This window comes from Pseudomonas sp. BIGb0558 (assembly GCF_024807515.1).
In the GTDB taxonomy this organism is placed as follows: domain Bacteria; phylum Pseudomonadota; class Gammaproteobacteria; order Pseudomonadales; family Pseudomonadaceae; genus Aquipseudomonas; species Aquipseudomonas yamanorum_A.
On the sequence record NZ_JANUEW010000001.1, the window covers coordinates 422,026 to 436,951 of the forward strand.

Consider the following 14,926-nt stretch of genomic DNA (forward strand, 5'->3'; position numbering starts at 1 on the left):
GCTTGCGTTGCACCGCACGAAAATTCTTATCGATATAACGAAAATCCACGCCACTTTTTAAGCATTCACACTGGCATAATCCATCGCACTTTCGGCTGGAGAACGCCCATGTCGCGTTACCTTTTTTTAGTGTTGAGCCTGGCGCTTTCAGTGGCCAATGCGAGCGAGAAATCCCCGTCCAAAGATGACCACGACCTGGCCTACAGCCTGGGCGCAAGCCTGGGTGAACGCCTGCGCCAGGAGATGCCGGGCCTGCAGATGGAGGCGCTGATCGACGGACTCAAACAGGCCTACCAAGGCAAGCCACTGGCCTTGGACGACACCCGCATCGAACAGATCCTCGCCCAGCACGAAGCGCAAAACGCGCCAGACAATCGGGCGCCACAAAGTGAACAGGCACTCGCGGCAGAGCAACAATTTTTGGCGAGCGAGAAATCCAAAACTGGTGTGCGCGAATTGGCAGACGGCATCCTGCTGACCGAACTGACCCCCGGCAGCGGAAAAAAACCGGCGGCCGATGATCGCGTGCAAGTGAATTACGTGGGGCGATTACCCGACGGGACCGTCTTCGACAAGAGCACGCAGCCGCAGTGGTTTCGTCTGGACAGTGTGATCAGCGGCTGGCGCAGTGCGTTGCAACAGATGCCGGTGGGCGCGAAATGGCGCCTGGTGATTCCATCCAACCAGGCCTATGGCGCTGATGGTGCCGGCGAGTTGATCCCGCCTTATACGCCACTGGTATTCGAGATCGAGTTGCTCGCCGCGGGCGCCTGAGCCCAAACGAAAAACGGTGCGCAATGCGCACCGTTTTTTTGTGTTGCGACGAGTCAGGCCTTGGCCGTCAACTCTTCCTTGTGAGCGTTGTGCAGCACTTCGATCAGGCAGTCTTCCAGCTCGAAACGCTCGTGAAGCAAACCGCCCAGCTCTTTGAATTTTTCTGCAACACACTTGCCGGCATCACACAGGTCGTTGAACGCCAGCAGCTTCTCGGTGATGACGTCGATGCGCGGGTAAATCGTCTCGGCCAAGTCCAGGCCACGTTGATCGTCGAAGGCCTCGGCCTCTTTGGTCAACTGCTCGTAGACACCGAAGTGCCCCGCCGAGACGTAATCCACCAAGACGCCGCAGAACTCCTGCAATGGCTTGCGGTTCTCGCTTAGCGCTTCGGGCTTGGCACCGAGAGCATCAAAGGCCCGAACCAGTTCGTGACGCGCTTTCAACCAACCATCGATCAGTTTGTGCACCCCACCCCAGCGTTCCTGAGCATTCTGACAACTTTCCAGCATGATGATCTCTCTTCCCTATAGGGGCGCCGCCCGCTGCCCGCGCAACACTTCAAGGTTAAAGCGGCCACCGGGCAAAGGTGCATCGAACAGTCTGTTTCAATAACGCGTGCGGGCCAGATTATGCCCGCACGACTATGGCATCAAGGTACGCAGGAGAGAAAGTTCATACAAGTGTTTAATCCCTTCCTACAACCCGCTGGCACCGGTCAGTGCCGCGCAAGGCCAAAACGCTGGCTCAGCAGCAACCGCGAGAACTGCGTCGCGCCAAGGATCAGCATGGCCACGAAGAACAGCAGGCTCCACTCGGGAATACTCAAGTCGAACAGCGTCCAGTTGATTTCCACACAGTCGACGGTGCCCTTGAACACGAGCGCCAACGCCTCCCGCAGCGACAGGTTTTCGATCATGTATTGGAGGCTGGGCCAACAGGTCGGTAGCTGTTCCGGCGGCGTATTTTGCAACAGCACCTGGCGTACAGCGGTGATGGCGCCCAATACGGCACAGCCCATGCTCGCCAGCCAATACAGGTAGATCCCGAACCGCCTGGGCCCGTGAATTGCCGCCACCAGGTTGATCAGCGTGAAGGCAGCCACAAGAACTCGTTGCACCTGGCACAGGAAACAAGGACGCAAAAGCGCGGCATATTCCAGGTAAAAGGACGCGCCCAGCGTCAGCGCACCAGCCAAAAAAGCCAGGAGGAAGAGGGAGCGTGAGGGGGCCAAAGACATTGTTTATCCGCAACGCAAGAGATAGGTAGTTACGGTAGAGGAAAGGCCTTACCCCTTTCAATACGCGCCAGAGCAGACGATTCCGCGAGAGCGTAGGGATATCCCGCCAAAAGCAGAGTGATTAAACGCGCGTCTGTGTAGGAGTTTACTACAAGCCGTATTGACTACAGCTAGTGGGTGGCATCGAAGGGTTGGCCGCCAGACATTTCTGAGCCAACCCTAACGCTGTTTCCTACGTCAAACCCGGGCCGGTACCGGCAGCGGTGATGCCAGCAAACGCTTGTCCAGCAAGCCCAGACCTTCCTGGAACAACTGGTTGCTGCGCTCGGTATCGCCCAACTGCGCCAACAGGCGCGCCAGTTCGGCGCAGGCTTCAGGGTTGCGCTGCACCTGCAGGCTGCTTTCCAGGTAGTCCCGCGCCTTGCCCCACAAGCTGTTTTGCAGGCACAGGCGCCCGAGGGTCAGCAACAGGCTGGCATCGCCTGGATGATCCTTTAGCCAGCCTTCGGCAAACTTCAACTGCTTCGCCGAGTCGCTGCCACGCAGCAAACCGTAGAGCCTGATCAGATGGCTGTCGTATTCGCGCTTGAGCGCACCGCGCAACACTTCTTCGGCCTTGGCGTCTGCGCCCAATTGGCGCAGTTGTTCGGCGTAAGCCAGCACCAGTTGTGGCTCCTGGCGCTGGGCTGAAGTCAGTTGTTGCCACGCTCGCTCCAGAGACTGCTGGCCCGCCTCGCCCAGCTCTTCGCGCTGGGCAGCCAGGGTCAGGTTCTCGCCCCAGGCGCGACGCTCGAGGTCGGCCAGTTCGGCAGGTGGCAGCACCTTGTCCTTGCGCAGTTCCGGCAACAGCCGGATTACCGAAGACCAATCACCGCGCTGTTGATACAGGCGCTGCAGCTGACGCAATACCTGGACGTTATGGGGGTGGCGCTCATGCATGGCCTGCAAGGTGACCAGGGCACCGTCAGTGTCGCCACGGTCCATCTGCAACTGCGCATGACTCAAAGCCACCGCCAGTTCGGCCTGGGGCTGTCGTTCAAGGGCACGCTCCAGCAAGCCGTCCGCCTCCTCATAACGCCCTTGCTCGTTGGCTGCGCGGGCAGCGCCGAGGTAATACAGCAATGGCTGGCGTTCGGCTTCGGCAGCACGGTGCAAGTGACGCTCGGCACTGGCCCAACGCCCTTCGGCGAGGTCCATCTGGCCCTGCTCAATGGCGACCTGGACCCGGCGGCTGCGGTTGCGTCGCGACCACGGATTGACCACGCCACCGGAGGTCAGCACAAGGCCCAGCAGCACCCGGACCAAATAGATCACCAGGCCGATGGCAAACAGCGCCACCAGCGTCGACCACAGCCCGGACTCGTAATGCAGCACATGGGGATAGGTAATCAACACGTAGCCGGTGTGTTTCGAAATGCCCACAGCCAGTGCCAGGGCGATCGCAATCGCCAGCACCAGGATCACATAGAAACGCTTCATCGGCTTTACTCCTGGGTCGCCGGTTTGCCAGCGGAAGCCTTGGCTTCTTCGGCAGACAGGTGGCGACGGTCAAGGTAAGCCTGCACGGCGGCCAGGCTCGCGGCCAGGTCCGGCGTCACCACCGAGACGGCCTTGGGCTCAAGCTCGGCAATACGGGCCAGCATGGCTTTGCTTTGCGGGTTGTCCTGATTGAAGTTGTCCTGCAACACGCTGCGGGCCTCGCCCAGGGATCGGCTGTACACCGCCGGCTCGCCGTTGAGTGCCGCCCACTGCGCCTGCTCCAGCGCCAGGCTCAGGGCCAGGCGCACCTGGTTCAGGCCTTGACCTGCCAACAGAGGGCGAATGTTGTCATCCGGGTTGAAGTCGATGCGGAAATACCGCGAGATCTGCTCCCACCACTGGCTCCAGCGGCTGTCCGTATCGGTGGTCGGGCGACCCTCATTGGCGGCTTCCGGGAGTTGATATTCCGGGGCGATGGCCGCCAGTTGCACCACCTGATCGCGCAATGCCGCCAGTTGCAGATACAGCCCGGTGCGGTCCGGCTGCTCAAGGCTGCGCAAGGCTGCGAGGCTCTTGGCCAACTGCTCACGCGCGGCGTAGGAGCCCGGGTCGCTTTGTTCGCGAAGGATCTCGTCGGCGCCCTGGACCAGCGCCTGCGCACTGTTGATGTCCTGCAAGGCAGACAGACGCAGGCTGGCCAGGCGAATCAGGTGCTCGGCCTCGGCCAGGCGCCAGTCCTGGCGGCTGGCACCCAGCACGGTTTCCAGGCGCTGGCTCAAGCGCTGTTGATCGCCCTGCAATTGCGCCACCAGCCGGCGGCGCTCTTCCAGTTCATCAGCGCCTGGCAGTTGGCCCAAGCGGGCCGACAACTGCTGCTGGCTCTGCTTGAGGCTCTGGGATTGGTCGTCCAGGGTTTGCACTTGGCCCAGCTGTTGCTGGCTGCTCGCCTGCAGTGCGCGGACCTGCCAGATCCCCCAGCCACCGGCAGCAACGCCAGCAGCACCGAGCAACAAGGCCACGATGGCCAGGCCGTTGCCACGGCGCGGAGCGGTGGTGACCGGTGTCTCAACAGGCGCTTCAAGCACGGGCTGAGCTTCATCTTTAGGCAAGGCTGTTTCGCTCACGTATCCATCCTTTGCGTATTAGAGAGTGGGAACGGAAACGCTCCGTAACGCCACTAACAAAGCCGCGGCACTCGCGCCACGACAATCCACAACTTCTTGCGCGCCAGCGGCACGCGCCATTTCGGCAACTCGCGGGCTGGGCACGAACAACGGCAGCCGGGCCACCTGGGGCCACTCTGTGCCAGCCAGGGCCTGCAGGTGTAAAAAACCCTGCCCACTGCTGACCACCACGCCGTTCAAGCGTTCCACGTTTATGCGCCGGGTCAGGGTTGCACTGTCGTAATCCGGCAGGAAACGGCGATACAACTCCAGATAGTCGACACTAGCACCTTGCTCGCGTAAACGCTCAGCCAGCAGCTCGCGCCCGCCCTCGCCCCGCAGGATCAGCACCCGGGCAGCGGGCCGTGCGATAGCCTCGCGCAAGGCGGCCAGTTCAAGCAAGGCTTCGCTGTCATCGCCGTCCTGGGGATAGCTGACATCAAGGCCGTGATCCGCCAGGACCTGCGCCGTGGCAGCGCCGACGCTGAACCACGGTACGGCCGGTGGCTGCGGCCAGTGTTGAGCCAGCAACTGCACGCCGAGGCGCGCCGCCGGCTTGCTCACCACGATCACCGCGCAATAACGGTCCAGCTCGCGAAAAACCGCCTGCTGTTCAGGCGTGACGGGCAGCGCTTCAATCTCCAGCAATGGCAGGCTGCTGCTGAAGATGCCTGCTTCGGATAACGTCGCCGCCAAGGCGGCCGACTCATCGCCAGGCCGCGTCAGCAGCACACGCCATTGCGTCACTGCGGACCGGCCTCGCCGTACACGGCTTGCAGGATGGCACCGGCGCCTTTTTCCAGCAGTTCTTCGGCGACTTTGATACCGAGGCTGGTCGCCTCGCTTTGCGGCCCGCGAATCTCTGCGGTGAGCAGCAGCCCGCCACTCGGGTCACCCACCAGGCCACGTAGCCAGAGGTTCTCGCCCTCAAGCACCGCGTAGCAGGCGATCGGCACCTGGCAGCCACCGTTGAGGTGCTTGTTAAGGGCACGTTCGGCGGTGACGCGAACTTCAGTGTCGTGGTGATCCAGGGGTTTGAGCAGCGCATGGATTTCGCTGTCGGCGGTGCGACATTCGATACCTACGGCACCCTGCCCGCCAGCTGGCAAGCTGTCTTCGACACTGATGGCCGAGGTGATGCGGTCTTCGAAGCCCAGGCGAATCAGACCGGCTGCCGCGAGGATGATCGCGTCATATTCGCCGGCGTCGAGCTTGGCCAGGCGGGTATTGACGTTGCCCCGCAGGAAGCGGATCTGCAGGTCCGGGCGACGGGTCAGCAACTGTGCCTGGCGACGCAGGCTGGAGGTGCCGACGACGCTGCCCAGGGGCAATTCATCAAGGGAGGCGTAGGTATTGGAAACGAAGGCGTCACGCGGGTCTTCGCGCTCGCAGATGCAAAAAAGGCCCAGGCCTTCAGGGAAGTCCATGGGCACGTCTTTCATCGAATGCACGGCGATGTCGGCTTCGTTCTCCAGCAGCGCGGTTTCCAGCTCCTTGACGAACAGACCCTTGCCGCCGATTTTCGACAATGGCGAATCAAGCAGCTTGTCGCCGCGACTGACCATGGGCACCAGGGACACCTTGAGGCCGGGATGGGCCTGCTCAAGGCGTGCTTTGACGTACTCGGCCTGCCATAAGGCCAGGGCGCTTTTACGGGTGGCGATGCGGATTTCGCGAGAGGACATGGATCAATCCGTACTGAATAGATACGGCAGATAATAACAGCTCAGGCAAAGGCGCTTTGATTTGAATCAGCAAGTGCGGGGCCTCCCTGGCCGCGTCGCACCGGGATATGGGCGGTGAAGCTCGCCTCAGCCCTCGGGCTAAAGCTGCTGCATCATCTTGCGCACACCGGCGACATGGCGCCGGCTGACGATCAGGGCGTCGCCATTGAGGCCTTTCAGGAACAGCTGAAAGTGCCCAAGCGGCGTGCGCTGCAAGCGCTCGATACGCTCGCGGGCCACCAGCGCGTTGCGGTGGATGCGCACAAAGCGGTCGCCGAATTCGTCTTCCAGGGCCTTGAGCGGCTCATCGAGCAGCACTTCACCGGCCTCGTGACGCAAGGTCACGTACTTGTGATCGGCGATGAAATAGACCACCTGGTCTAAAGGAATCAGCTCGATGCCCTTACGGGTGCGGGCGCTGATATGACTGCGCGGCCCGTTGCCGCCCTGGGCTGCGGGCTGGGTCAAGGCGGCGAGCTGGACACGGTTGGGACGCTCGGCCTTCTTCAAGGCACGAAGCAGTGCATCGGCATTGATCGGCTTGACAAGGAAGCTGACGCCGCTGGCATCCAGGGCCTCGGAAGAGAACTCATCCTGGGAGGCGCACAGCACCACCGAAGGCGGCGACTCTCGCTCGCTCAGGCGGGCAGCTACCTGCAAGCCATCAAGGCCCGGCATGTGGATGTCGAGCAAAACGACATCCGGCTTGAGGCTGTCAATAAGGGCCAAGGCTTCCTCGCCACTGGTGGCGCTCGGCTCAAGGACACTGTAACCCTCGAGTTCACTGACCAAACGGCTCAGTCGCTCGCGGGCTTGGGGTTCGTCATCAACGATCAGGACATTCATATTGCGCTGGATTCCTGCGTGAGTCTCGCACAAGGATAGCGTAGACAGGTGCGGTGACTTCCGTCACGGCGATCCACGCTAAGACTAGCGCGAGCGGCAAAAAGTGCCCCGAGAGTGGCACCAATATTTACCCGGACCTGTTCAATCGCGCCCAAAGCCTGCTGCCTTCGGGCATCGTCGTAGGGTTTGCTGATACACAATACGAACACCCCCTCTCTAATGGATAGCCTGGAGTTCGACCTCATCGCCCGGCATTGGTGCAATGCACCTTCTGTCAGCGCGATGCTCTATCAGTGCAACTGTAGACGCTCGCGAAGACGATATTGCTCAATCGTCAAATATCGTTTCAATAAACACGCTTTGCCAGGCCCAGGACCGCAAGTTTTAAACCCCCGTTCGGTCCTGGCTCCAGTCTCGTCCTGCGCGAGGCCGGGAGCAAGGCACTTAGCCATCTTGGAAACAAATAAAAATGCCGCGCCCCGGCATCATCGCCTCCGGGGGCAACCCTGTTATTATCGGCGCCACACTTTCATGCCCTCTTTCCAGCAGATCACGAGCGAATCCATGAGCACCGACAAGACCAACCAGTCCTGGGGCGGCCGCTTCAGTGAACCCGTCGACGCCTTCGTCGCGCGCTTCACCGCCTCCGTCACCTTCGACCAGCGCCTCTACCGCCACGACATCATGGGCTCGATCGCCCACGCCACGATGCTGGCCAAGGTCGGCGTGCTGACCGACGCCGAGCGCGACAGCATCATCGACGGCCTGACCACCATCCGTGGCGAGATCGAAGCCGGCACCTTTGACTGGCGCGTCGACCTGGAAGACGTGCACATGAACATCGAGGCCCGCCTCACCGACCGCATCGGTGTGACCGGCAAGAAGTTGCACACCGGTCGCAGCCGTAACGACCAGGTGGCCACCGATATCCGCCTGTGGCTGCGGGACGAGATCGACCTGATCCTGGCGGAAATCACCCGCCTGCAAAAAGGCCTGCTGGAACAGGCAGAGCGTGAGTCCGGCACCATCATGCCCGGCTTCACCCACCTGCAAACCGCGCAGCCTGTGACCTTCGGCCACCACCTGCTGGCCTGGTTCGAAATGCTCAGCCGCGACTACGAGCGCCTGGTGGACTGCCGCAAGCGCGCCAACCGCATGCCGCTGGGCAGCGCCGCACTGGCCGGCACCACCTACCCGATCGACCGCGAATACACCGCGCAACTGCTGGGTTTCGACGCCGTGGGCGGCAACTCCCTGGACGGCGTGTCGGACCGTGACTTCGCCATCGAATTCTGCGCCGCGGCCAGCATTGCGATGATGCACTTGTCGCGTTTCTCCGAAGAGCTGGTGCTGTGGACCAGTGCGCAATTCCAGTTCATCGACCTGCCGGACCGCTTCTGCACCGGCAGCTCGATCATGCCGCAAAAGAAAAACCCCGACGTGCCGGAGCTGGTACGCGGCAAAAGCGGCCGGGTATTCGGCGCGCTGATGGGCCTGTTGACCCTGATGAAAGGCCAGCCGCTGGCCTACAACAAGGACAACCAGGAAGACAAGGAACCGCTGTTCGACGCCGCCGATACCCTGCGCGACTCGCTGCGGGCGTTTGCCGACATGATCCCGGCGATCAAGCCCAAGCACGCCATCATGCGTGAAGCGGCCCTGCGCGGTTTCTCCACTGCCACCGACCTGGCGGACTACCTCGTACGCCGTGGCCTGCCGTTCCGCGACTGCCACGAAATCGTCGGGCATGCGGTGAAGTACGGCGTGGACACTGGCAAGGACCTGGCGGAAATGAGCCTGGAAGAACTGCGCCGGTTCAGCGACCAGATCGAGCAGGACGTCTTTGCGGTACTGACCCTGGAAGGGTCGGTGAATGCCCGTGACCATATCGGCGGGACTGCACCGGCGCAGGTGAAGGCTGCCGTGGTTCGCGGCCAGGCGTTGCTCGCCAGCCGCTAAAAGCATCGCAGGCAAGCCAGCTCCCACAGTAGATCGAGTTCTTCAGAACAACTCGGTCACCTGTGGGAGCCGGGCTTGCCCGCGATGGCGCCCTCACAGACGCCAGCTATCTACTTCTTCGCCGCAACCATCGCCATAAACGCCGGCATCGCCGCCTCCTTGTCCGCCGCCACCCGCTGGGCATTCGGCAGCGCCTGCAAGCGCGCCAGCAAATCCTTGGCCTTCGGCATCTCAGCCAACAGATCCAGCCCGAACAGCTTCCCGGCCACGGCACACGCCAGGTCCACGCTGTACACGAAATACAGATCCGCAATCGTGAAACTGTCCCCCGCCACATACGGCGCGAACTTCCCATGCCGCCCCAGTGACGCAACCCCAAGCAATAGCTCAGCCCTGGATTTGTCCTTGATCGCCTCCGGCACCGGCATCCCGAAAAACGCCTCGGCGAAACACGCCCGGGCCGGCAACTCGATATACAGCTCGATCTCCCTGCACAACGCCAGCACCTGGGCCCGCTGGAACCCATCGCTCGGCAGCAGCGAACGCCCGCCCTGGGTCTGTTCGAGGTATTCGAGGATCACGCTGGTTTCATTGATGAACCCTTGCTCGACACCCAGCACCGGCACCTTGCCCCGCGGGCTCACGGCCAAGGCTTCAGGGGTCTGGCCTGCGTAGAACGGCACCTCTTCGAAGGGCAGCCCTTTCTCCAGCAGCGCCAGCTTGACCATGTTGTAGTAGTTGCTGACCGAAAATCCATAAAGCTTGAGCATCACAAAGCCTCCAGGCCGTGTACGGGGTTGGCAGCAGTGGTTATAGATCGGGATGCCACGCCTGGCCAGCAGCATCACCCGAGTGAATGGGGGTAGACTGGCGCCCTTTCCTTCAGGAGCCTGCCATGAGCGAGCCAACCGATATCGACAACGACGAAGAAGAGTTCGCCGAGACCACCTTGATTGAAGCGATCGAAAACCAGATCGAAAGCGACAACCCGCCCGCCGCCAAGGCCACGTTCAACAAGCTGACCCTGGTGGGCTACGAGCGCGAAGACATCCTGCAAATGATGGCCCACGTCCTGGCCATCGAAATCGACGCCCTGCTCGAAGAAGACCGCGCCTTCAATACCGAATGGTATGAAACTACCTTGCGCGCACTGCCAGAGCTGCCGCCAGAGAAGCAATAAGCGCCACCCCGCGCTGGCCAGCAAGCTCTTGCTGGCCACAATCCTGCCCCACATCAACACCACATGAGTTCCGACTGGACAGCTCGCCCAAGTGCGTTCACCTTATGGCTGCTAACGTCTAAAAATTCCTAGAAAGTCTGGAGTCCTTATGTCGTATACCCCTGAGTTGGTTGCCGAACTGGAAATCCTTGCACTCTTCAACCTGGGCAGCTCCCAGGAAGGTCTGAAAGTTCATCAGACTGCCGCTCCCACTGCCATTGCCGCTGCCCGGCGCCTGTTTGATAAAGACCTGATCGACCAGCCAGACGGTGGTTACCTCACCAGCCTCGGCCGGGATGCTGCCGAACACGCACAAAGCCTGCTGACTATTCTGAAGACCGCCAAAGAAGCCGCCTGACATTTCGTATCGCCCACGGGATCCTCTTTTCACGGATTCCGCGGGCATTCCTGCGCCCGGGATAAAATTCCGGCGCCAAACACAAATTCCCGCTAAACCTCCTACGCTACTGGCTGTAAACTCCCCAACGGCCGCCCACGTCGGGCCCTGCGAGCCACCGAGTTCGACATGACCCGCACCCACGAAATCCGCCCCGACCTGGACGAAGGCATCGACCGCAAGGTGCTGGCCCAGTTGCGCGCGCGGTTTCTGGCCCTGAACGAGGGCCGCATGGCCCGGGCCGTTGAAGGGCTGACGCCGCGCCAGCAAAGCGTATTGACGCTGCTGCCACTGTTTTTCCACGTCAATCACCCACTGCTGCCGGGCTATGTGTCGGGCAGTACGCCGGCCGGCCTGTCGAATTTTGAACCCGACGCACAAGCCTTGGCCGAGGCCCAGCGCCTGACCCGCACGTTTTCCTACAAGCCCCGGCACGGCAACCCGCCGCGACCGATTCACGGCCTGTTCCTGATGGGCAGCCTGGGCACACTGGCCCAGGCCGATCAAAGTGATATGGACGTGTGGGTCTGCCACGCCGCCGATCTTGGGGAAAACGAACTGGCCGAGCTGCGCAAAAAATGCCAGCTGCTGGAAACCTGGGCCCTGAGCATGGGCGCCGAGGCGCACTTCTTCCTGATCGAGCCGACGCGCTTTATCCAGGGCGAGCGTGACACCCAACTGAGCTCCGAAGACTGCGGCACCAGCCAGCATTACCTGCTGCTGGACGAGTTCTACCGCACCGCCATCTGGCTGGCCGGGCGCACGCCGATCTGGTGGCTGGTGCCGGTGTACGAAGAAACCCGCTACGCCGAATTCACCCATGCGCTGATCTCCAAGCGCTTTATCCGCGCCGACGAAACCCTCGACCTGGGCCACCTGGCCCACATCCCGCCGGGTGAATTTATCGGCGCCGGCCTGTGGCAATTGTTCAAGGGCATCGAATCGCCCTACAAGTCGGTGCTCAAACTCCTGCTGACCGAGGTCTACGCCAGCGAGCACCCGAAGGTGCAGTGCCTGAGCCTGCGCTTCAAGCGTGCCGTGTTTGCCAACCAGATGGACCTGGACGAGCTGGACCCGTACATCGTGGTCTATCGCCGGATCGAGGAATACCTCAAGGCCCGCAACGAGCCGGAACGCCTGGAACTGGTACGGCGCAGCCTGTACCTGAAGGTCAACCGCAAACTCACGGCCGGCCAGCGCGCATCCGGCTGGCAGCGCTTGCTGCTGGAGCGCCTGGCCCATGAGTGGGGTTGGGACCAGCGCCAACTGGCCCTGCTGGACAGCCGCAGCCAATGGAAAGTCCGCCAGGTGGCCTCCGAGCGCCGGGCGCTGGTCAACGAGCTGAACTACAGCTACCGCTTCCTGACTCAGTTTGCCCGCACCGAACAGACCGTCAGCCTGATCAACAAGCGCGACCTCAATGTGCTGGGCCGGCGCCTGTACGCCGCATTCGAGCGCAAGGCCGGCAAGGTCGAGTTCATCAACCCTGGCATCGCCCCGGACCTGGCCGAAGACACCCTGACGCTGGTGCAGTCGCCCAACCGCAAAGAGCCGGGCCAGTACCACTGGGGCCTGTACAACGGCAGCCTGACCGCCCTGGAATGGGAGCATTTTGCGCCGATCAAGCGCAGCCGCGACCTGCTGGAAATGCTCACCTGGTGCCACCGCAACGGCGTGATCGACAGCAGTACCCGCCTGGCGCTGCATCCCGGTAGCAGTGACATGACCGAGTTCGAGCTGTTCAACCTGCTGGGCAGCCTGCAACAGACTGTCGTGCTGCCTTTGGCCAGCGTGGATGAGGAACGCCTGCTACGCTCGGCAGTGCCCGAGGAAGTGCTGCTGCTGATCAACGTCGGTGTCGACCCGCTCAAGCATCACCGCGACCTGAACATCCTGATGACCACCGAGCGCACCGACTCCCTGAGTTATGCGGGCGTACGGGAAAACCTGGTGCTGACCCTGGACCAGGTCACCGTCAACAGCTGGAACGAGGTGATGGTCAGTCGCTACGACGGCCCCCACGCACTGCTCGACTGCCTGCGGGACTACTTGAATCAGCTACCCGCCGATCATTTGCCACGGTTGCGGGTACGCTGCTTCTGTCACAACCGCGCACAATTCATCGCCCAGCGCGTGGAAGAAATCTTCGACACCGCGCAAAACCTGCTGCTGGGCCAGGAAAACCATCGCTACCTGGTGCAGGTGCAACAGCACTACCACGTGATGGAACTGACGCCCGGCCAGGCCAACCATGTGTCACTGGCGACCCAGGACGCGTTGATCGCCTACCTCAGCGAAGAACAGGCCAGCTACAGCCCGCTGCACCTCGATACCATGGCCCTGGAAGACCACGACCTGGCACTGCTGCTGCCCATGGGCCTGCCCGACTGCGTACAGGTGTTCTACCGGATCAACGAGGGGGTCGCCGAGCTGTACGTGCTGGATGAATTCAACGCACTCTGGCAGCAGCGCCTGCCGTTTCACGACGAGCAAAGCCTGTTGGTGCCGTTGCAGCGTTTCCTGCAGTCGATCATTTATCGCCGCGACGCACTGCTGCCGCTGGACCCGCAACAGCCGCTGGGCGCGGTGCAAATCCTGTATTACCAGCTGTTGCCGTCCGGCAGCAGTCGCGCACGCCGGGCTGAACCACGCCCGGCGCCGCAAACCCCGGCCAATAAACCGTTCTACGACGTGCAGGCGATTATCGGCAAGGCAGCACCGGGCCAGGTGGGCATCACCTTGTACTGCAATCAACGGGAGTTTTCCGAGCTGGAATTTGGCGACCAGCTGTTTGCGGTGGTCGCCCAGCAAATCGTCGGGCAACGCCAGGAGGCCGAGCGCTACCGCTGCTACATCACCGATCTGGACCTGTCCGGCCTGCTCGGTGATGTTCAAAGCCCGAGCAATCTGTACCTGCGCTACAAGGCTGATCTGGAACTGGCGCTCAATGAAGCGCTGAATCAGGTTTAAAGCGAGAACGCGCCGCCGTCTTTTGGCTGGCCTTCGACACTGAGCAATTCAAGCTTGAGGGTCTTGCCGCCCGGCGCTGGCCAGTCGATGTGCTGGCCGACTTGCAGACCCAGCAACGCGCTGCCCACCGGCGCCAGGATCGATATCTTGCCTTCGTCGGCGTTCGCGTCCTTGGGGTAGACCAGGGTCAGGTGATAGTCCTTGCCACTGCCTTGTTCACGGCAATGCACGCTGGAGTTCATGGTCACGACAGTTGCAGGCACTTCATCGTGGCCAACCACTTCTTCGGCGCGGTCGAGTTCGTGTTGCAGGGCTTCAACCCCCGGCGACGCCTCGCCTACACGGTCGATCAGTTGCTCAAGACGCTGCACGTCAAGACGGGTGAGGATGATGGAAGGTGCGGTCATGATTCAGGCAGACTCCTTTTTTCTGCACAAAAAAGCAAAACCCCGCCAGGAAAAGGCGGGGTTCTCACGGACCTCGATGAGTTGAGGTGTACCCGGACACTACCACAGCACAATAAATAAACAAGACGGCCTCAGGTGGAGGCCTTGCGCTGCTCGGCCTGGGCGACGATCACGCGGCGCCGCGCATCATCGGCAGAGCGCCATTCACGGATGTCTTCCACGTGGCGGAAGCAGCCGAGGCAGACTTTCTGCTCATCCAGCCGACATAAACTGATACAAGGTGACGGCACCGCCGGGCTGACATTGCTGAACAGCGGCTTGGGCGGGCGTACAGGTGCGGGCTGCGTCACGATCAGATCTCGTCGAAGTCCAGCTCGACGCCGGCTTGTTCCTGGGTGAGGCGCGCGAGCATTTCGCTCAGCAGCTCATCGGTGGTGTCGTGGGTCCAGCGGTTTTCTTCTTCATCGTAATCGAAGTGGAAACCACCGGTACGCGCCGCCAGCCATAGCTGACGCAGAGGCTCCTGGCGACTGAAAATCAGCTGGGTGCCATTTTCAAACTTGACGGTCAGTACACCGGCCGAGTTCTCCAGGTCCACATCCAGGCCGCTGTCGTCGAAAATATCCTCCAGCGCTTGCTGGGTCGAATCCACCAGGTCGTGAAAACGCGCTTCGGTCAAACTCATTGTGGGAACCTCGAAAAGTGTCTGGTCTCGCTCAAGCGCCGCACAATACGGACGCGCCATCAT

Annotated in this window: 16 protein-coding genes; 5 read left to right on the plus strand and 11 right to left on the minus strand. The window is 61.6% G+C overall.

Annotated features, from left to right (window positions below):
- Positions 1-108 precede the first annotated feature (108 nt).
- A complete protein-coding gene (locus M2400_RS01960) occupies positions 109-774 on the plus strand; it encodes an FKBP-type peptidyl-prolyl cis-trans isomerase (protein ID WP_259195500.1) in 666 nt (221 codons plus the stop codon).
- A 53-nt stretch (positions 775-827) separates the two neighbouring features.
- On the opposite strand, the gene M2400_RS01965 is transcribed toward M2400_RS01960, so the two are convergent.
- The 7 genes from M2400_RS01965 to M2400_RS01995 all read right to left on the minus strand — a co-directional run bounded on the left by M2400_RS01965 (position 828) and on the right by M2400_RS01995 (position 7,226).
- A complete protein-coding gene (locus tag M2400_RS01965) occupies positions 828-1,286 on the minus strand; it encodes an Rsd/AlgQ family anti-sigma factor (protein ID WP_008439329.1) in 459 nt (152 codons plus the stop codon).
- 206 nt (positions 1,287-1,492) lie between these two features.
- A complete protein-coding gene (locus tag M2400_RS01970; protein ID WP_259195499.1) occupies positions 1,493-2,014 on the minus strand; it encodes a disulfide bond formation protein B in 522 nt (173 codons plus the stop codon).
- 237 nt (positions 2,015-2,251) lie between these two features.
- Positions 2,252-3,493: a heme biosynthesis protein HemY gene (locus M2400_RS01975; RefSeq protein WP_177043755.1), complete on the minus strand. Its 1,242-nt coding sequence runs from the start codon at positions 3,491-3,493 to the stop codon at positions 2,252-2,254.
- Positions 3,494-3,498: 5 nt separating this feature from the next.
- A complete protein-coding gene (locus tag M2400_RS01980) occupies positions 3,499-4,617 on the minus strand; it encodes a uroporphyrinogen-III C-methyltransferase (protein ID WP_177043754.1) in 1,119 nt (372 codons plus the stop codon).
- 18 nt (positions 4,618-4,635) lie between these two features.
- Positions 4,636-5,403, minus strand: coding sequence for a uroporphyrinogen-III synthase (locus tag M2400_RS01985; protein WP_177043753.1), 768 nt, complete (start codon positions 5,401-5,403; stop codon positions 4,636-4,638).
- Positions 5,400-6,341, minus strand: coding sequence for a hydroxymethylbilane synthase (hemC, locus tag M2400_RS01990; RefSeq protein ID WP_177043752.1), 942 nt, complete (start codon positions 6,339-6,341; stop codon positions 5,400-5,402). The genes M2400_RS01985 and hemC overlap by 4 nt, the downstream gene beginning before the upstream one ends.
- Before the next feature lie 138 nt (positions 6,342-6,479).
- On the minus strand, positions 6,480-7,226 hold the full coding sequence (locus tag M2400_RS01995) for a LytTR family DNA-binding domain-containing protein (protein ID WP_259195498.1): 747 nt from the start codon (positions 7,224-7,226) through the stop codon (positions 6,480-6,482).
- Between the two features lie 564 nt (positions 7,227-7,790).
- Between M2400_RS01995 and argH the strand changes: the two genes are divergently transcribed.
- Complete coding sequence (gene argH, locus M2400_RS02000; RefSeq protein ID WP_177043750.1) at positions 7,791-9,185, plus strand: argininosuccinate lyase; 1,395 nt, start codon at positions 7,791-7,793, stop codon at positions 9,183-9,185.
- A 110-nt stretch (positions 9,186-9,295) separates the two neighbouring features.
- Here the strand turns inward: argH and M2400_RS02005 are convergent, their stop codons facing one another.
- The gene (locus tag M2400_RS02005; protein ID WP_177043749.1) at positions 9,296-9,955 is read right to left on the minus strand and encodes a glutathione S-transferase family protein; all 660 of its coding nucleotides are present in this window, start codon (positions 9,953-9,955) and stop codon (positions 9,296-9,298) included.
- Between the two features lie 125 nt (positions 9,956-10,080).
- On the opposite strand from M2400_RS02005, the gene M2400_RS02010 reads away from it, so the two are divergent.
- The 3 genes from M2400_RS02010 (at position 10,081) to M2400_RS02020 (ending at position 13,771) form a co-directional block, all read left to right on the plus strand.
- Positions 10,081-10,365, plus strand: a complete 285-nt coding sequence (locus tag M2400_RS02010) for a hypothetical protein (RefSeq protein WP_088422102.1) — start codon at positions 10,081-10,083, stop codon at positions 10,363-10,365.
- A 148-nt stretch (positions 10,366-10,513) separates the two neighbouring features.
- Positions 10,514-10,762 (plus strand): TIGR02647 family protein, encoded by a 249-nt coding sequence (locus M2400_RS02015; protein ID WP_177119991.1) that lies wholly within the window; start codon positions 10,514-10,516, stop codon positions 10,760-10,762.
- Positions 10,763-10,930: 168 nt separating this feature from the next.
- Positions 10,931-13,771, plus strand: coding sequence for a class I adenylate cyclase (locus M2400_RS02020; RefSeq protein ID WP_177043747.1), 2,841 nt, complete (start codon positions 10,931-10,933; stop codon positions 13,769-13,771).
- Here the strand turns inward: M2400_RS02020 and rnk are convergent.
- From rnk to cyaY, 3 genes are all read right to left on the minus strand, one after another.
- Positions 13,768-14,178, minus strand: a complete 411-nt coding sequence (rnk, locus tag M2400_RS02025) for a nucleoside diphosphate kinase regulator (RefSeq protein WP_010168013.1) — start codon at positions 14,176-14,178, stop codon at positions 13,768-13,770. The two genes, M2400_RS02020 and rnk, sit on opposite strands and share 4 nt — an antisense overlap.
- 131 nt (positions 14,179-14,309) lie before the next feature.
- Positions 14,310-14,528, minus strand: a complete 219-nt coding sequence (locus M2400_RS02030) for a DUF1289 domain-containing protein (protein ID WP_177043746.1) — start codon at positions 14,526-14,528, stop codon at positions 14,310-14,312.
- A gap of 2 nt (positions 14,529-14,530) precedes the next feature.
- The gene (gene cyaY, locus M2400_RS02035) at positions 14,531-14,863 is read right to left on the minus strand and encodes an iron donor protein CyaY (protein WP_177043745.1); all 333 of its coding nucleotides are present in this window, start codon (positions 14,861-14,863) and stop codon (positions 14,531-14,533) included.
- Between the last annotated feature and the right edge of the window lie 63 nt (positions 14,864-14,926).